The organism is Paenibacillus solani (assembly GCF_050475945.1).
GTDB lineage: Bacteria > Bacillota > Bacilli > Paenibacillales > Paenibacillaceae > Paenibacillus_AQ > Paenibacillus_AQ solani_A.
Genome location: NZ_JBCMXJ010000005.1, coordinates 765757 through 783713 on the forward strand (window position 1 = coordinate 765757; position 17957 = coordinate 783713).

The window sequence follows — 17957 nt, forward strand, 5'->3', positions numbered from 1 at the left end:
CCTTTATCGATGCAAAACCTGGCTATTGTTATTCCACAACGGCGATACGATTCGGATGATCCATTACGACCTCTCCGATTCTTCCTGCTTCCAGTCCAGCTTGACGAAGCTCTGACAGAAGCTGATCGGCCTGTGAGCCATCAACCGCGATCAATAGTCCTCCGGAAGTAACGGCATCGCACAAAATCCACTTATCGAGCTGATCCATGTAATCAAGGAAATCGACATCTTCTTTTACATGGTCAAAATTATTTTTGGTGCCACCCGGAATCACGCCGAGTTCCGCCATTTCTCTGACCCGTTCCAGCACAGGAACCGCCGACTTGCTAATACGAATTCCCGTACCGCTTCCCTTGGCCATTTCAAGTGTATGACCGAGAAGACCAAAGCCAGTCACATCCGTGCAGGCATGAACCTCATATGGCTCCATAATCTCGGCAGCCGTCTTATTCAGCGCCGCCATAACAGCGGTAACCCGGCGAATCTCCTCATCACTTAGCAGGTCCTTCTTGATCGAACTTGTGAGAATGCCGACACCAATTGGTTTTGTCAGAATCAACACATCCCCAACTTTGGCTCCCGCATTCGTTCTTACCTTATCCGGATGCACCGTGCCCGTTACGGCCAGCCCGAATTTTGGCTCTTTATCATCAATGGAGTGTCCGCCAACCAGGGTAACTCCTGCTTCTTTCAGCTTATCGCCAGCACCTCTTAAAATATCCGTTAACACCTGCTTGTCCAGCGTCGAGATGGGAAATGCCACAATATTCAGTGCTGTCAGCGGTTTACCCCCCATGGCATAAATGTCGCTGATAGCATTCGCCGCAGCAACCTGTCCGAAGTCGTATGGATCATCTACAATCGGTGTAAAGAAATCAACGGTCTGAACCATAGCCAAGTCATCAGTGAGGCGATACACGCCCGCATCATCACTTGTGTCCAGCCCCACCAATAGATTCGGATTCGGTTCCGCTTGCGGAAGTTTCCGAATGACCTGCGCCAGATCTGCAGGACCAATCTTGCAGCCGCATCCTCCTTTGGAGGAATAGGAGGTTAGTTTTATTTTTTCCGATGAACTCATTTCGGGTCTTCCCTTCGTTATAAAATGAATTTTGGCATAGCACACGCAATAACCCCGGCGCGGATGCTTAAAAAGCGTGTCATCTACCCCGGGAATTTCAATCAGTTTACGAATTCCATGTCAAGCACACAATAATTATATTATATGAAATCGAGGGCTTTAAGTCTAACACTGCCCCTTTTTCTTACAATTATCGGCAAAATGTTTCTTCGGTCCGCCGGCTTGTGCTACACTATTTGATTGGTAACTAAAGTTTACAAGTCACATTCAAGGGAGTAAACAACATGAACCACGCAAGCGACGACAGAAAGGCATTGGACCATTCGATTCGCAAAAAAAACATTTGGCTTATCACGGTCTTCATCATCATTGCCGCAACAGGGCTGACTTATGTGAAGTGGTGGCCTTATTATGATAAAGCACTTAAAGCTATTGTGGAGCACAGCATCGGCTCTTCCATATTAGGAATGGAGCCCGGCAGCACCACGCCTTCCTGGCAAGCCGCCTGGAATTATGCAGTCATCTATTTCAAGTCGGTTTGGAAAGCAGCACTGCTCGGGATTTTGTTAGGAACCTTGGTTCAATCCTTGCTACCCTCTCAATGGCTGCTCCGCGTGCTCGGCAAAACCACTTTTGGCAGCACAGCAATTGGGGGAATCGCCTCTATTCCAGGTATGATGTGCTCTTGTTGTGCTGCCCCTCTTGCTATTGGTCTGCGCAAGAAAAAGGTATCCGTCGGTTCGGCGCTGGCGTTCTGGATCGGAAATCCAACCTTGAACCCGGCAACACTTGTCTTCATGACATTCGTTTTATCATGGAGATTTACCCTGCTTCGATTGATATTCGGTATCATTCTGACCTTTGGCATCAGCTATTTGGCGAATCGTTTTGCCAAGGGGGCCGAATCTGTTGAATTGGACGAGCCTGAACTGACAGAGCCGTCCGACGAGCGGCCTCTATGGAGAAGATGGCTCAGCAGCATGGGCGCTATGCTGATCCGTGTGATTCCAGCATACCTTGTCGCGGTATTGCTGTTAGGAGCACTGCAAGTATGGATGTTCCCACATATTGGAGCAGCTGCTGGGAACACATTGCTGACCGTAATCTTCTTCTCAGTCATGGGCATGCTGTTCGTTATTCCAACCGCGGCGGAAATTCCGATCATTCAAGCCTTCACAGCAGCGGGGCTCGGGGCAGGGCCTGCAGCAGCGCTTCTCCTGACCTTGCCGGCCATAAGCCTTCCTTCTCTGCTCATGGTGCGCCGTTCATTCCCAAGTAAAGTGCTATGGTTTGTGGTTGCGTCCGTGATAATGCTTGGCATAACATGCGGCATAACCGGAATGTTTATATTGTAGATGGACCATTCTTTTGCATAACGATATTTACGCTGCCACCATGATCAGTTCCACGTTATTAGATGATGTTATTAATTTTTATTTTTTCTTAAGGTAAACTCACAGCTAATCTGGTAAAGTGATTAAAGAAAAGAATGAACCAACTCTTTATTACATGCAGTCGAAGGGAGTCAATTATTAAATGAAAGATAACGATTTGCAGCCAAACCACCCGGGACAACCCGAGGATGATCAAGGACAAGCTCAAGAGATAGAGAACAATCAACAAGATTCAGGCAGCTTGTCTAATGAAGAAGAGGAACGTATCGATTCAACCTATCCAGAGAACTCTGATCATGATACGACTCCATACGAACAGCAGGATCAATCTGTTCCTGTTATGCATTCAGGGGACCAGCCACAGTATGAGCAGCAGCCTCCAGCAAATGGCGGAAACAATGGAGGCAAAGGCTGGATGATTGCTTCGCTGGTTTTGGCGGCAGCGTTAATTGTCGTTCTGATCGTTCCCCCATTTGCCAAGGGATCTGGCAATCAAGCTATAGCCAAAGTCAATGATGTCAGCATCACGAAAGATAAATTGTATGATGAGCTTGTAGAAATCGGCGGTAAGCAAACGCTCAACACTCTGATCACAGAAGAATTGCTTCAGCAAGAACTAAACAAGAAATCCATTACGGTGACCGATGCCGATGTTGATAAGGATATAGAGAACTTGAAAGCATCCTTCCCATCCGAATCTCAATTCGAGTCAGCACTTCAGCAAAACGGCATGACGATGGATGATCTGAAAGAGCAAACCAAAACACAAATCGAGCTAAAAAAACTGATGGGCGACAAGATCAAAGTTACGGATGAAGAGGTTAAAGAAATCTACGACCAGAATAAAGACAGCTTTGCTACTCCGGAACAAGTTCGCGCTTCCCATATTCTTGTAGAAACCAAAGAAGAGGCCGAGAAAATTGAGAAGCAGCTGAAGGAAGGCGCTGATTTTGCAGCGATTGCAAAAGAGAAAAACCAAGATGCTACCAAGGACACAGGCGGCGATCTGGACTTCTTCGGACGCGGTGAGATGGACCCTGCATTCGAAGAAGCAGCCTTTAAACTGAAAAAGGGTGAGATCAGCGCCCCTGTTAAAAGCTCCTTCGGTTACCATATCATCAAAGTAACTGACCGTAAGGAAGCAACCAATCCTACTTTTGAAGATAAGAAAGAGGAAATCCGCGGCCAACTTGAGAATCAAAAGGTATATCAAGGATCGAGCGCTTATATTCAAGAGCTGAAAGATAAAGCAACCATCACCAATACACTTGAAGAAGCACCAGCTGAGAAAACTGAGAAAACAACAGAAAAGCCAGCTGATACGAAGTAAAGTCCTAGCCCCGTACCCTTCCGGTATGGGGTTTTTTGGGTATGCGAATAAAAAGTGCTTTTAACCCCAGGCAAAACATGTTAGAATGTAAGCGTTACCAATTAGTTGATCTTAAAAAAGGGGGAATCAGAATGATGAAGCACGTATCGGAATCCCGCAACATGTATGAGGACTTCGTGGTGGAGACAGACATTCTGTTCTTTAAAACCGGGTCGCACGGTTTGGTCAGCTTCCATGGCAGGAACTATAATATTAAAAAGAGAATGACTGCCGAAAAAATCACATCCCTGCTCTCCGGTAAACAGTTCTATTATGTCGGCGGCAATTGCTATGTCAATGCTGACAAGATTACAGAGGTAGAACAAGGTATCGTTTACTTCGGAGAGAGAGCGCCTTCTGCTAAACATCTTCGAATTCCAAGATGGAGACAGGAGTCGCTCAAGCGCCATGTCGCTGAAGTGAAGCAGCCTGTTTAAGCTGTGAGTTTCAGACATAACGCGATAAGCAAGATCCCGTCTGACGGTTAACCGACAGATGGGATCTTTGCGTTTTACAGGGCTACAGCTTCAGTTTGTTGGTATTCATGATATAGAGATGTTTAAGTGGCATTGCTCCATTCCGGTATTTCCGGGCACCGGACTCGAACAGAACGTACAGATCATCACCATGCATAGCGATACCCTCTGACATAGGCGGCATTGTCAGTGGTGCAGTCACCGCCTTACCAGATGCTCCCGTCGTATAGATAAGCAGCTTGCTTGCATTGTTACGGCCGCAGGATTGGCTGTACACGACGCGTGATTTGGTCACCACTGCCCCTTGTACACGATCAGGAGTGCTCCATGTATAAGCAGCCTCCTGATTTGGCAGCATGTCGTCATTGGATGTCAGTTTATAGCCCCGCAGCTTGCCCTTAAGTCCCGGAGAACATAGTTTGCCACCATGATCCTGTCCATCCTTGTATTCACCTATCCATAGAACGCCATCGGAATAAGTCGCGTAGGACGCTTTGTGGCCAAGAACATACTTAGACATCACAATGTTACTGTAATCCTTCTGGCTGTTAATCGTACTCAGCGGTATTTTGTATACATTTTTACCCGAAGCGACCCATAAATGGCTTTTGCTGACCGCAAGCCCTCCGACATGTCCGGTATGCTTCGTGCTTTCGCTCTCATATAAATAAAGCGTCTTGATACGCTTGTTGGTTTTGCTGCTGGTAATGGAGATACTGCTGGCTTGATTGCTGTTCTTATTGCCCCAATAATGTGAAATAATAATCCAATTCTTGCCGGGAACGAGGGCCAGTCCTTGCGGAATCCATTCCTTGTTCTCTGAGTAGCCAGGGATAGGGGCTCCTTTTGTGCTGAAATCAAAAAACTTCTTGTATTTTGAGCTAGCTGCTTCGGCCTCCCCTGGATAAGTGAATCCGCTTAAACCGAGGACCAGCGCTATGCTTAGAAGGATGCACACATATCGCTTCTTTCCATGGAGTGTATTCATTATGTTGTTTCCTTTCTTCCGTCTTTCATTCTTGATGATTCGTGGTACCCCAGGGCACCTATTTCTTCCATGCCCGGCCTTATGGTAATATCAGTTCTAAGAGAATGAACTACAGAGAGGATGATTACGCATCGGTTCCTATTTTGATCCGTGGTATCCTGAGGCTTTTGCCGCTTTCTCCCGTGAACATTGGGCAGCCATTATCATACTTATCTCGCTTGGCCTGCTGTTGTACTTGTTCAGGTCTACCATTGCCTCCAAGCCTTCCCTGCAAAAAGCCGTGAAATGGAGTCTGCTATCTGCGCTTTTGCTGCCTGAAGTCTCCCTACACATATGGTATGTATCCATGGGCATATGGGACCCAGCCACTTCGCTTCCGCTCGAATTGTGCAGTCTCACCCTGTTTCTCTCCATAGCCATCCTGCTTACGGATGAACGCCGATTATATCCGCTCGTTTATTTCGCTGGCATCGGCGGAGCAATGCAGGCTATACTTACACCTGACCTGGGGTACCCATTCCCCCATTTTCGTTTTTTTCATTTCTTTATCGTCCATATCGCCATCATCTTAACAGCCCTCTATATGACATGGATACGGAGTTACCGACCAAGATGGGTTTCCATCGCCTGGACAATGGTTTTCCTGAATGTATCTGCCTTGGTTGTCGGTCTGATCAACATTGCTGTCGGATCTAATTATATGTTTCTGATGCGCAAGCCGGAGAATGCTTCGCTACTGGATCTATTAGGACCTCATCCTGTATACATATTCGTTGAAGAACTCATCGCACTTGGGCTGTTTACGCTCCTGTATCTCGTGTTTTTTGCTATACCAGATCGAGTGAAACGCCGTTCTCCTCACAAAAAGGAGCCCACTTCCTTATCTCACGGAGGCTAATAAAGAAGATAAAGCGTATGGAGTGCTGACACCCTGGTTACAGGCGTTTCCAATCCATACGCTTTATTTGTTGGAAAATAACCTAGTTCTTAAGATACAGCCGAGAACATGCTTCCCAAATTTCGCCCGGCCCCAAACCGAACAGGCCGATTTCCTCAGCCGGCAGATCCATATTCGGCGCATTAACTACATTAATTTGCGGCTCGGGACAGAAGAATTTACGGGATGCTCCGCTATTCCACACCATCCACTCTTTATATGAATTGCCGACATCGTACACGAATGTTTTGCCAAGCTTGGTATCCGTTAATTCCATTCGATTCCGGCCATTTTGGGGAACAGCTGTGTAATGATTGTCCAAGGAATCAAAGAACGGGTTCACTCCGCTAGTACGAAGTTGCTCCTCCTCCGGCGTCAGAGGCTGGAACTTTCCAGTAGGCAGCATCCGGTCACTCATTTCCCAACGATCGCCTAGGGTGATTCTGACGATACAATCATCCGCCGTACTATCAGGAGCAAACGGAGCATTGACCGCTGTATGAAAAGCAAGCAAGCACGGCATGCTGCTGGTTCCCTGGTTCCGGATCAGTACATGCTGGGCCAACCCATCCTGGTTCAGCGTATAACGAAGCCGAAATGTAAACCGGTGCGGAAGCATGGCGTACACCGGATGATGCTCATCAATCGTCACGGAGACTTCGACATAGCTTTCACTTTCGCTGCTGCCAAAGCCCTCAACCTTCCATGGGATGGTATGTAAAAAGCCATGGAGGTGATTGCCTGTCTCCTCTTCGTTTATCGGAAATTGATACACTTGTCCATTCCATGGAAATTTGCCACCCTCATATCGATTCGGCGGGAACAGGACAGGCATACCGTGAACGCCAGGATTGGATTTAAAGGATTCCATCTCGTCTGCTTCAGGTTCACGCAGGAACCGGTAACCATGGTCATTATCTCTGAAGGCAATAAGATTTCCACCGATTTCAGGTAAGATTGCAGCTTCATAAGAGCCGTGCTGGAGCCAAACTGCTTTCTCTCCATGATATGATCCTTCATACGCTTTATGGTTCATCGGGTCATCTCTCCTCTCAAGTGTGAACGTATATAGATTATCATACCACTGCCCTTACTTCTATAATATGGTCGACAACCATCCAAGCACGCCCCGCACCATGCATCGTGCGCACAATTCGGGGATGGATGGCACCTCTAAAGCCCTTGCTGTCTTACTAGCTACAGATACCCTACGATGATAATTTCTTATTGGAGTACGATTTCGAGACGGAAGGCGCTGATGGAGGTTCATGCGCTGCCGGGTGTGTTGCGGAAGCTAACTCCTCATCCAGCTCTTTTGTGTACTCGGCCTTCTGCGCGTCGCTCCAGCTCAATTCGGCAGCCATATAATCAATCACAGGCTGCTTCCACTTTCTCGTCCATTCGATGTCAAACAGCAGTGAACCTGTACGGCGGATAAAGAAATCCACCGGTTTCGAAGCCATCTCTTGCTCAATCGCATACATCAAGGGAACCAGGACCGCTATAGGAAGAGCAGAAGCTTCCGCTTGATTGGAGCCTTCCTTCGCCATACGGAACAAAACCGATACATTGGAACCATACATTTGGGCCCACTGCTCAGCGAGTTTACGATCAACTCCCTGCGCTGCCCCGGCCTCTGTTTGCTGGCGAACAAAGTCAGGAAATTGGCTGGAACCTCCCACATGACCGCCAGAGATGGGAAGGGTTTTCGTTACACTCGGGCCATATGCTTTTCCGCCGCCCTCCTGAATTCGTTTGGCAACCAGGTCGACAACCGTATCAGCCATCTTGCGATAACCAGTCAGCTTTCCACCGGCTATGGTGATCAGACCGGATGGAGACTCCCAGATTTCATCTTTACGTGATATTTCGGATGGGTTCTTGCCCTCCTCCAGAATGAGCGGACGAACGCCAGCCCAGCCGGATTCAACATCAGCTGCAGTGATTTTTACGCCGGGAAACATATAGTGAATAGCCTTCAATATATAGTCCCGATCTTCAACCGTGATAATGGGACGAGCCGGATCAGCCTTGTATACCGTATCAGTCGTACCTACATAGGCTTTCCCGTCGCGTGGAATAGCGAAGACCATCCGGCCATCTGGAGTGTCGAAGTACACCGCTTGACGGAGCGGAAATTTGGATTGGTCAATGACCAGGTGGACTCCTTTGGTCAACTGAAGCATTTTCCCCTTCTTGGACTTATCCATTTCACGAACCTGATCTACCCAAGGACCGGCAGCATTAACGATTTTGGTTCCGGATACGTTCTTGACCGCTCCATCCAGCATATCTCTAACCGTAATCCCCGTAACCCGTCCATTCGCATCATAGTTCAGAGATTCCGCCTTGGCATAGTTGAACAACACGGCTCCCCGCGCCGCTGCTTCCTTCATAACTTCCAGCGTCAGTCTGGCATCATCTGTGCGATATTCAACATAATAGCCGCCGCCCTTCAACCCATCCTGCTTCAGAAGCGGCTCCCGCTTCAGCGTCTCGGAAGCAGATAACATGGAGCGCCGTTCTCCCCGCTTCACACCTGCCAGAAAATCATATACCCGAAGACCGATGGACGTACTGAATTTTCCGAAAGTGCCTCCCCGATGGATCGGCAGCAGCATCCACTCAGGCGTGGTCACATGCGGCCCATTCTCATATACAACCGCCCGCTCCTTGCCAACTTCAGCTACCATGCCAACTTCGAACTGCTTCAGATATCGCAGTCCTCCATGCACCAGCTTGGTCGAGCGGCTGCTCGTACCTGCGGCAAAATCCTGCATCTCCACTAATAACACCGACATTCCGCGTGTTACTGCATCCAGCGCAATTCCCGCTCCGGTGATCCCCCCGCCAATGATGATCAGCTCGTAGTGGTTCTTGGCGATCCCCTGAAACCGAGCCTTGCGATCCTTGCTAGAAAATGACTGTACCTGCTTCACAACAAATCCCTCCCAGTATGCTTTACCCTGTATAGCCTATCGTTACTCTTGAATGAAAAAAGACAGCAAAAAGAGACCACAAAGCACGCAGTATCAAACCTCATTTCATGAAGTCAATTTTCGCGCCTAGTGGTCTCTCCAAGTCTCCAGACATATATTCACTTATGTTTTATTATAACATAGAAAGTGCTATTGAAAAGCCATAGCTGCATAAACGGCCTTTTTCCATCCGCTGTATAATTGCTCCCTTACCTCTTCCTCCATAGTCGGGTTGAAGATTTGCTGGGCGCTCCACTTACTGCATATCTCATCTTGATCCTTCCAGAAGCCGACAGCCAGCCCTGCCAAGTAAGCAGCGCCAAGAGCCGTTGTCTCAGTGATGTCCGGTCGTTCAACAGGAACATTCAGAATATCGCTTTGGAATTCCAAAAGGAATGAATTGGAGACGGCTCCCCCATCTACGCGCAGGGAGGTGATAGGATAACCCGAATCCTCCTCCATTACCGACAGGACATCTCGGGTCTGATAGGCGAGTGATTCCAGCGTCGCCCGAATAAAATGCTCCTTCGTGGTGCCTCTTGTCAGCCCGAATACTGCACCCCTTACATCGCTGTTCCAATAGGGACTGCCAAGCCCGACAAAAGCGGGAACCACATAGACACCATCGGCAGATGTGACCCGCCGCGCATAGGGCTCGCTGTCTTTCGCCTCACGAAACATCCGCAGACCATCACGCAGCCACTGTATGGCTGAGCCAGCGACAAACACGCTGCCCTCCAGGGCGTATTGCACGCTTCCACCCAGTCCCCAAGCAATTGTGGTGATAAGCCCATGCTCCGATTTAACGGGCTGCTCGCCCGTATTCATCAACATGAAGCTGCCAGTTCCGTAGGTCGTCTTCACCATGCCTTCCGAGAAGCAGGTCTGGCCAAACAAAGCCGCCTGCTGATCGCCGGCAGCTCCGGCAATCGGAACCTCACGGCCAAAGAAATGATATGAAGCTGTATTGGAATAAATTTCAGAGGATGGCCTTACTTCAGGCAGCATGATCTTGGGGATATCCAGCAGCTGCAGCAGCTCATCATCCCATGCCAAATCGTGAATGTTATACAGCATGGTACGCGACGCATTAGAGTAATCGGTAACATGCACCTGGCCCCCCGACAGCTTCCAGATTAGCCAGGTATCGATGGTCCCAAATATAATCTCTCCACGCTCGGCCCGTTCACGGGCACCATCCACATGGTCCAGGATCCATTTAATCTTCGTCCCCGAGAAATAAGGGTCGATCAACAGTCCCGTCTTCTGTCTGATCTTCTCATCATGCCCTGCCGCGATCAGCTCTTCACATATGCCGGCCGTCTGCCGGGATTGCCACACAATAGCATGATATATCGGGTCCCCGCTCTCGCGATCCCAGATTACTGTTGTCTCACGCTGATTCGTAATCCCGATCCCGGCAATCTGGTCCGCCTTTACGCCCGCTTCAGATAAACATGTCGCGATGACCGCAAGAATCGAACCCCATATTTCATTCGCATTCTGCTCCACCCAGCCCGGCTGCGGGAAATATTGCGGAAATTCCCTTTGAGCGGAGTGCACGATATCTCCTTCCCTGTTAAACAGGATTGCACGCGAGCTCGTCGTTCCTTGATCAAGCGCCAGAATGTACTTCTCCAATCATCTCTCCCCTTCCGCTTAAGCACTGAAACAAAGATAATATGCAGATGGAAACGTTGTCAAATCCATTATTCTGTCAAGGAGAAGCCAAACAGGTCTTGCAGCAATATCGAGGCTGCGCCGATGAGTTTATCTTCTTCTCCAAGAGACGCCAAGCCAAATACCAAGTCGTCCTTGAGAATCGGCATTGCGTGCCGATCGATATAGGCACGGATCATATTCAGTAATTCCGGATTGCCAAGAGCCATGTCCCCGCCCAGAATCAAGGCTTCTGGATTAAACATGTTGATTAGATTAACGATCGCTGCTCCCAAATGCTCTGCCACTTCTTCATTCAAATCGTTTGCCAGCTTGTCTCCTCTGTGCAGCGCCTCTTTATACACGGACGGTACGATCTTATTGTAATCTCCTCCGCTCAATTCTTGGATCAGCGTAGGCCGCCCCGTTGCTATCGCTGTAATAATCCGGGAATAAATAGCTAACCAGCTGATGTAACTATCCAGGCAGCCTACATTGCCGCACTCGCACCGAAGACCGCTGCGGTCCACGCTCGTGTGTCCGAATTCGCCAGCGCCGCCATGCATGCCATGCAACAGGTGATCATGAATTAAAATGCCGGAACCAAGCCCATCTCCAATTGAAATATAGATCAGATTCGGGTAGGCATATTCTCCAAAACGCCGCTCAGCCAGCACAATCGAATTCATATCGTTCTCTACCCAGGTTTGTATCCCGTAGCGTTCCTCAAATATCCGTTTTAATGAAACATTAACCATGCGTAGTTTCGTATTATAGTGCACAATACCCTCGCTGCTGTTGACAATGCCAGGTACCGTAATGGAAATCCCGACACAGCGATCCGCTCCTTCTGTTTCTTGCCCAGCCATGAAATCATCCATCAGATTCAGCAGACGTTCGATCACCGCTTCTCCCTGTAACCCGGCTATCCTGTGTGTTTCCCGCTTCAGAACCTTGGCCTCCAGATTCATCCGAGCCAGGGTCATCATGGAATTTGTTATCGCAATGGCAAATAAATAATGGTTATCCGGATTGAATCTAAGCAGAATGGGCTTTCTTCCCCCGCTGGAGGAACCCGTTCCCATCTCGGAGACATAGCCTTCACGGATAAGCTCTTGAACCGCTGAAGCAACCGTTGAAGGACTCAGACTGTTTTTTTTGGCCAAATCGATCCTGGATATTGGTCCCTCCGTTCGAATCTTGTTCAGGATCTTGGAGCGATTTAGTGCCTGGATCAGCTTATAGTCGCCTTTTTTCATATTGTTCAAGCAAGCTCAACCTTTCTATGAATTCTTCTCTTTATTGCTACTATCGGTATCGGTCAAATAAGGTTAGCTACACTATAACATTTTTAAAGATGGGATATAAACTTATTCCAGTAACAAAAATAATATACCATACCCAAGCTGAAAGACTACGCATTTTATTGTGAAAAAAATCATTTAAACAAAAATGTAAACGCTATCTTGTAAAATATGCGAGGTGATTATATAATCTTTCCCAACAGAGACCAAGATCCTTTGTTAACAGGGACACTTCTGTCCCGAACTTATTTTGGTTGTTGGAGAAACTAAACTGCAAAAACATACACAAAGAGGGCATCTCGCCACAAGAGGCATAACTACGCACTTGCCTAATCATCACCATCGCATGCTCAACAATCATATGAATTCAAGGAGGAAATTTGATGAAAAGAAGAATGTCTGTCCTCATTTCGGTTCTCTTCATGTTCAGTTTGTTACTGTCTGCTTGCGGAGGAGGCGATGCCTCTGGAGGAAATCAGGGCAAGAAGGTCATTAACGTTGCTCTCTGGGACGAAAATGTGCGGGATACGCTGGACAAATCCATCAAAATTTTCAATGAGAAGCACCCCGATGTTCAAGTGAAAGTCACTTATACCCCTTGGGCCGATTATTGGACTAAGCTAAAGACCAGCCTAGCGGGCAATAGTGGTCCTGATGTGTATTGGATGAACGGGCCTAACTTTCATTCCTATGCTTCATCGGGTCTGATCAAGGATCTGTCTCCTCTTATCGAACAAAGCGGGCTGGACACCTCGGTTTACAACGATGCCCTCGTCGATATGTATACCTATCAGGGAAAGCTTCATGGGCTCCCATACTTCCAGGATTCCATTGCGCTCTTTTATAACAAAGAACTATTTGACAAAGCAGGAGTTTCTTATCCTGACGACACCTGGACCTGGGAAACCGTAGAGGAGAACGCAGCCAAGCTGACGGATAAGTCCAGCGGCATATATGGCTTCATAGCACCCATCGACAGCCAAATCGGTTATTACAACTTCATTGCCCAAGCAGGCGGATATGTAATTTCCGATGACAAAAAATCATCCGGATTCGATACACCCGAAGCTTTATCAGCCTTTAAGTGGGAGCAGAGCTTGATGGAAAAAGGCTACTCCCCAAGTGCCCAGCAGCAGCTGGAGACTAAACCCCGACAGTTGTTCGGCTCCGGCAAGGCAGCCATGTTACCGGGAATTTCGGTGAATTCCCCCGAATTGTTTGAGCTCCTCGGCGATAAACTCGCTGTTGCCGAGCTGCCAGCTGGCAAGAAAAAAGCATCCATTGTGCATGGACTCAGCTGGGCTATCAACGGCAAGACAAAGGTTGAGCAGGAATCCTGGGATTTGATCCAGATCCTTTCCGGTAAGGAAGGACAGGAGCTGCTTGCTGAATCAGGATTCTCGATGCCTGCGTACAAAGGAACGGAGAGCGGCTGGCTGGACTCCATTCCATCCCTTGACCTGCAGGTGTTTGTGGACAGCCTGGAGTTTGCCGTACCTTATCCTGTATCCCAAAAAACCGCGGAGTGGCAGGATGCAGAAGTGAAGGAAATCCAGGCGGCATTCCTTGGCAAGAAAACGTTTGAAGAGGCACTCAAAAATGCTGGCGAACAGATGAACGCCATTCTTGCAACAGAAACCAAATGACACTTAGCCGATCATTAGTGTAAACAATCATGAACGTTGAGTCAGCGCTGTGGTCAGATAAATTATTTACCTTTAAATGACCCAGAGCTGACTTCAATCCTACCCAAAGGACGGTGTAGCCTGTGAGCTCGTACATCACTGTGAATGCAGATCCTCCTAAAGCGAAAACCAAGCGAAAGGTCGGAAAACTTGCTGTACAAGAAGCGGTATGGGGCTTCATCTTCATTTTGCCTGTTGTTCTGGGCCTTGGCCTGTTCTATATGGCACCATCCGCGGCATCCCTGTTTCTGTCATTTACTTCATGGGACGGCCTAAGCTCTCCCCAATTCATCGGTTTCGATAACTTCGCGAACCTAATGAAGGATGCGAAATTCACCGGTTCCATGCTGAATACAATGCTGTATACGATCGGCACCGTGCCGTTATCCGTGTCTATTGCTACATTACTGGCCGTGCTTCTTAACCAGAAGATCAAAGGCATGGTCTTCTACCGTACCTTCTACTTTATACCTGTGATCACTATGCCGATCGCTGTCGGTATGGTTTGGAAATGGCTGTATAATTCCGAATTCGGATTAATTAATCATATACTGGGTGTCATGAATCTGCCGCAGCCAAACTGGCTGTTTGATGAGCGATTCGCATTACTGTCGATCGTTCTTGTCAGCGTCTGGAGCACCATCGGATATAATGCTGTCATTCTGTTATCCGGGCTGCAAGGCATCTCGGGCAGCTATTATGAAGCAGCTTCGCTTGATGGTGCAGGAAAAATGTATAAGTTCTTCCGAATTACACTGCCGCTGCTTACGCCTAGCCTGTTCTTTGTCTTGGTCATGTCCTTTATTAATTCGTTTCAGGTATTTGACCTAATCTTCATCATGATGGATCAGCAAACCACCATGCTGGAATCCACCCGGACCGTGGTGTACAGCATCTGGGAAGACGGATTCAAGTATTTCAACATGGGCTATGCTTCAGCACAAGCCTTCATTCTGTTCATCGTTATTCTGATTATCACCATGGTCCAGATGTATATTCAGAAGCGCTGGGTCCACTACCAATAACAGGAGGTGTCAAGACGTGAATACTTCACCCCATTCAGGAAGAGCAGGTCGTCTGACAGTTCACATCCTGTTAGCTGTTGGTGCTCTGCTCATGATCATGCCGTTTCTGTGGATGATATCCACTTCTTTTAAATCTTTTGCAGATTCCATGTCCGTGCCACCGAAGTGGCTCCCTGTCGATTGGCATCCGGACAATTATCTTCGGGTCATCCAAACGATTGACTTCGGAACCTATTACTTGAACACCACGCTGGTTACACTCGGACGCACGGCGGGCCAGCTCATCCTGTGCTCACTAGCAGCCTATTCATTTGCCTGCTTGAGATTCCCTTTCAAAAACACAATTTTTCTCGCTCTGCTGGCCGTATTAATGGTGCCATCACAAGTGGTGATGATACCCAGCTTTGTGATCATGCGCGAATTCAATTGGCTGGATACGTTCTATGTGCTTATCATACCTGGCATTTTCAGTGCCTTCGGTACATTCTTGTTAAGACAGTTCTTTATGACACTTCCCAAGGATTTGGAGGAAGCTGCCAAAATCGATGGCTGCAGTTACTTCCGGATTTACTGGAATATTTACTTACCACTATCTAAGGCTGCGCTCGTCTCCCTGGCGATCTTCACCATCCTGGCTTCGTGGAACGATCTCCTGTGGCCGCTCATCATGACCAGCTCCGAGGAGATGCGCGTGCTCTCGATCGGCATCTCAAGCTTCCAGGGACAGCATTCCACAGATTACCCCCTGCTGATGGCAGGTGCACTTATGGCCACATTGCCAATCATCATTCTCTTCATCTTCCTTCAGCGTTATTTCATTGAAGGAATTGCCATGAACGGAATAAAGGCCTAAGCATCAAAAATAGTGATACAAGAGATAAAAGGAGTGTACAGACATGTTACAAGTGTTAGTGATTGGAGCCGGCACCATGGGAAGAGCCCATGCTTCCGCCTACGCTTCAATGCCGGGTGTTGAGCTTATCGGCATTGCCGATATCCGAATGGAGAAAGCACAGCAGCTTGCAGAGAAGTGCGGTACTCGCGCTTATTCCTCTTTCGAGGATGCAGTAAGCGATCTGGGCACAGAACGAATCAATGTCATTGACGTCTGCCTGCCAACCCCGCTTCACAAAAACTATGTTGTCAAAGCCGCGGATATCGGCAAGCACGTCATATGTGAAAAGCCGCTGGCACGGAGCGAAGAAGACGCACGCTTCATGATTGATTACTGTCAGGGGAAGGGAGTTCGCTTGTTTGTCGGGCATGTGCTTCGCTTTTTCCCTGAATACGTTAAAGCCAAATCCATTCTTGATCAAGGCGGCATCGGTAAACCGGCGGTGATTCGAGCTGGTCGAGGCGGCGGTTATCCCATTGGCTGGAATCATTGGTACAGTGACTTTGGAGCAAGCGGCGGTATCACGCTGGATGCCATGATCCATGATTTCGATTACCTCCGCTGGTGCTTCGGTGAAGTGGAACGTGTTTATGCAAAAGGATTACACGGCCGCCATCAGGCCCAGCTGGATTATGCACTGGTTACCCTTCGTTTCCGCTCTGGCGTCATAGCTCATGTGGAAGGGACATGGGCACACGAGGGTTTCTCCATGAATTTGGAGATGGCAGGCACCAAGGGCATCATTGATTATGACAGTGCCAAGGATAGCCCGCTCCTGTTTAAAACAAGAAGCAATGCCGCTACAATTCCTGGCGTGGCTGTCCCGGAAAGCCCGCTGGCACGGAGCCCCTATTACCGGGAGCTGGAACACTTCATATCGTGCATTCGAGACGGCAGTGAGCCGATCGTATCTGCTGAAGATGCCTATGAAGCGCTTCGAATCTCGCTTGCTGCTTTAGCCTCTATGGACTCAGGAGAGCCTGTATTGATCGATAACACTACACCTGTCATTACCTCAACCTAAAAAGGAGACATAACTATGAAAATCGGAGTGATCAGCTTTGCGCATATGCATGCGTTTAGTTACACGAAAGCTCTGCTGGAGATCGAAGGCGTAGAGCTTGTCGGCATTGCAGATCCTGTAGAGGAGCGCGGCCGGAAATATGCCGAGCATTTCGGTACCGTCTATTATCAGGATTATCGCGAATTGTTAACACAAGGCCTAGATGGCGTCATTGTTACTTCCGAGAATGTTCATCACAAAGAGCATGTCCTCGCTGCTGCGAAGGCCGGGGTTCACGTTCTCTGTGAAAAACCGCTCTCCACCAACATACAGGACGCCCAGACAATGATTGACGCCTGCAAAGCAAATGGTGTCCTGCTGCAAACTGCGTTCCCGGTACGTTACAATACGACAGTCGTACGTGCCAAACAGATGATTGATGAGGGCAAGTTAGGCCGCATACTGGCTATGAAGGGTACGAATCGCGGCCGCAATCCTGGCGGCTGGTTTGTTGATCCCAAGCTATCCGGCGGGGGTGCTGTTATCGATCATACCGTCCATGTTGCCGATATCATGCGCTGGATTACAGGAACTGAGGTTAAGGATGTGTACGCCGAAGTGGATCATCTGATCTCGGATACGCCCATCGACGACAGCGGCATTCTGACGATGGAGTTCGACAACGGGGTGTTTGCCACGCTGGACTGCAGCTGGTCGCGGAACAAGGAGTTTCCGACCTGGGGCGATGTCACCCTTGAGATCATCGGTTCGGAGGGAACGCTGAGCATTGACGCGACCAGTCAGAAACTGCATGTCTACACAGATGAATCAGGCTACCGCCATCATGCCTGGGGAGATGGCATGGATGCCAGTCTGGTTAGAGATTTCGTATCCTCCATCTCGTCTGGCGCAGCCGAAGCTTCGGTCACGGGAGAGGATGGGCTTAGGGCGCTGGCCATCGCTTTGGCTGCCTACCGGTCCTCTGAAAGTCATCGGACCGTTGCGATGGCTGAACTGTAATCATACAATCGCACAGAAGGAGCACGCGCATATATCGCGGGGCTTCTCTGTGCTCTTTTTCATAGAAGATACTAGCTGTAAGAGCGCAAAATGAAGGGTTGAATAATATAGAGTCCGGAGCTATAATCACGTGTGAGCAATTG

The 17957-nt window shown here is 48.5% G+C and carries 15 protein-coding genes; 9 read left to right on the forward strand and 6 right to left on the reverse strand.

All coding sequences use genetic code 11. The annotated features are described in order from the left end of the window. Positions 1-28: 28 nt before the first annotated feature. Positions 29-1081 (reverse strand): selenide, water dikinase SelD, encoded by a 1053-nt coding sequence (gene selD / locus ABEQ74_RS05325; protein ID WP_430120167.1) that lies wholly within the window; start codon positions 1079-1081, stop codon positions 29-31. Between the two features lie 284 nt (positions 1082-1365). Here selD and ABEQ74_RS05330 point away from each other — a divergent pair, with 284 nt between their 5' ends. The 3 genes from ABEQ74_RS05330 to ABEQ74_RS05340 all read left to right on the forward strand — a co-directional run bounded on the left by ABEQ74_RS05330 (position 1366) and on the right by ABEQ74_RS05340 (position 4281). After that, positions 1366-2436 (forward strand): permease, encoded by a 1071-nt coding sequence (locus ABEQ74_RS05330; RefSeq protein WP_430120169.1) that lies wholly within the window; start codon positions 1366-1368, stop codon positions 2434-2436. A gap of 181 nt (positions 2437-2617) precedes the next feature. Then, positions 2618-3805: a peptidyl-prolyl cis-trans isomerase gene (locus ABEQ74_RS05335; protein ID WP_430120171.1), complete on the forward strand. Its 1188-nt coding sequence runs from the start codon at positions 2618-2620 to the stop codon at positions 3803-3805. Positions 3806-3936: 131 nt separating this feature from the next. Next, positions 3937-4281, forward strand: coding sequence for a hypothetical protein (locus ABEQ74_RS05340; RefSeq protein ID WP_053492561.1), 345 nt, complete (start codon positions 3937-3939; stop codon positions 4279-4281). An 82-nt stretch (positions 4282-4363) separates the two neighbouring features. On the opposite strand, the gene ABEQ74_RS05345 is transcribed toward ABEQ74_RS05340, so the two are convergent. After that, positions 4364-5308, reverse strand: coding sequence for a hypothetical protein (locus ABEQ74_RS05345; RefSeq protein ID WP_430120173.1), 945 nt, complete (start codon positions 5306-5308; stop codon positions 4364-4366). A gap of 130 nt (positions 5309-5438) precedes the next feature. Here ABEQ74_RS05345 and ABEQ74_RS05350 point away from each other — a divergent pair, with 130 nt between their 5' ends. Then, positions 5439-6206: a TIGR02206 family membrane protein gene (locus tag ABEQ74_RS05350; RefSeq protein ID WP_430120929.1), complete on the forward strand. Its 768-nt coding sequence runs from the start codon at positions 5439-5441 to the stop codon at positions 6204-6206. Positions 6207-6288: 82 nt separating this feature from the next. Here the strand turns inward: ABEQ74_RS05350 and ABEQ74_RS05355 are convergent, their stop codons facing one another. From ABEQ74_RS05355 to ABEQ74_RS05370, 4 genes are all read right to left on the reverse strand, one after another. Further along, positions 6289-7281 carry an aldose 1-epimerase gene (locus ABEQ74_RS05355; RefSeq protein ID WP_430120175.1) on the reverse strand — a complete coding sequence of 331 codons (993 nt, stop codon included), beginning with the start codon at positions 7279-7281 and terminating at the stop codon, positions 6289-6291. Between the two features lie 172 nt (positions 7282-7453). Beyond that, positions 7454-9184, reverse strand: coding sequence for a glycerol-3-phosphate dehydrogenase/oxidase (locus tag ABEQ74_RS05360; protein ID WP_430120177.1), 1731 nt, complete (start codon positions 9182-9184; stop codon positions 7454-7456). 189 nt (positions 9185-9373) lie between these two features. After that, on the reverse strand, positions 9374-10864 hold the full coding sequence (gene glpK, locus ABEQ74_RS05365; RefSeq protein WP_430120179.1) for a glycerol kinase GlpK: 1491 nt from the start codon (positions 10862-10864) through the stop codon (positions 9374-9376). Positions 10865-10932: 68 nt separating this feature from the next. Further along, complete coding sequence (locus ABEQ74_RS05370) at positions 10933-12141, reverse strand: ROK family transcriptional regulator (protein ID WP_430120931.1); 1209 nt, start codon at positions 12139-12141, stop codon at positions 10933-10935. Between the two features lie 428 nt (positions 12142-12569). Here ABEQ74_RS05370 and ABEQ74_RS05375 point away from each other — a divergent pair, with 428 nt between their 5' ends. The 5 genes from ABEQ74_RS05375 to ABEQ74_RS05395 all read left to right on the forward strand — a co-directional run bounded on the left by ABEQ74_RS05375 (position 12570) and on the right by ABEQ74_RS05395 (position 17814). Then, complete coding sequence (locus ABEQ74_RS05375) at positions 12570-13832, forward strand: ABC transporter substrate-binding protein (protein ID WP_430120181.1); 1263 nt, start codon at positions 12570-12572, stop codon at positions 13830-13832. 122 nt (positions 13833-13954) lie between these two features. Beyond that, the gene (locus tag ABEQ74_RS05380; RefSeq protein WP_430120183.1) at positions 13955-14896 is read left to right on the forward strand and encodes a carbohydrate ABC transporter permease; all 942 of its coding nucleotides are present in this window, start codon (positions 13955-13957) and stop codon (positions 14894-14896) included. A gap of 16 nt (positions 14897-14912) precedes the next feature. Next, the gene (locus tag ABEQ74_RS05385; protein ID WP_430120185.1) at positions 14913-15749 is read left to right on the forward strand and encodes a carbohydrate ABC transporter permease; all 837 of its coding nucleotides are present in this window, start codon (positions 14913-14915) and stop codon (positions 15747-15749) included. A 43-nt stretch (positions 15750-15792) separates the two neighbouring features. Continuing rightward, positions 15793-16815, forward strand: a complete 1023-nt coding sequence (locus ABEQ74_RS05390) for a Gfo/Idh/MocA family protein (RefSeq protein WP_430120187.1) — start codon at positions 15793-15795, stop codon at positions 16813-16815. Positions 16816-16830: 15 nt separating this feature from the next. Continuing rightward, on the forward strand, positions 16831-17814 hold the full coding sequence (locus ABEQ74_RS05395; RefSeq protein WP_430120189.1) for a Gfo/Idh/MocA family protein: 984 nt from the start codon (positions 16831-16833) through the stop codon (positions 17812-17814). Positions 17815-17957 lie beyond the last annotated feature (143 nt).

What these genes read in the sequence shown, in the direction of transcription:
- selD (WP_430120167.1), bottom strand. Translation starts at nt 1,081, where the DNA reads ATGAGTTCATCGGAAAAAATAAAACTAACCTCCTATTCCTCCAAAGGA.
- ABEQ74_RS05330 (WP_430120169.1), top strand. Translation starts at nt 1,366, where the DNA reads ATGAACCACGCAAGCGACGACAGAAAGGCATTGGACCATTCGATTCGC.
- ABEQ74_RS05335 (WP_430120171.1), top strand. Translation starts at nt 2,618, where the DNA reads ATGAAAGATAACGATTTGCAGCCAAACCACCCGGGACAACCCGAGGAT.
- ABEQ74_RS05340 (WP_053492561.1), top strand. Translation starts at nt 3,937, where the DNA reads ATGATGAAGCACGTATCGGAATCCCGCAACATGTATGAGGACTTCGTG.
- ABEQ74_RS05345 (WP_430120173.1), bottom strand. Translation starts at nt 5,308, where the DNA reads ATGAATACACTCCATGGAAAGAAGCGATATGTGTGCATCCTTCTAAGC.
- ABEQ74_RS05355 (WP_430120175.1), bottom strand. Translation starts at nt 7,281, where the DNA reads ATGAACCATAAAGCGTATGAAGGATCATATCATGGAGAGAAAGCAGTT.
- ABEQ74_RS05370 (WP_430120931.1), bottom strand. Translation starts at nt 12,141, where the DNA reads ATGAAAAAAGGCGACTATAAGCTGATCCAGGCACTAAATCGCTCCAAG.
- ABEQ74_RS05375 (WP_430120181.1), top strand. Translation starts at nt 12,570, where the DNA reads ATGAAAAGAAGAATGTCTGTCCTCATTTCGGTTCTCTTCATGTTCAGT.
- ABEQ74_RS05390 (WP_430120187.1), top strand. Translation starts at nt 15,793, where the DNA reads ATGTTACAAGTGTTAGTGATTGGAGCCGGCACCATGGGAAGAGCCCAT.
- ABEQ74_RS05395 (WP_430120189.1), top strand. Translation starts at nt 16,831, where the DNA reads ATGAAAATCGGAGTGATCAGCTTTGCGCATATGCATGCGTTTAGTTAC.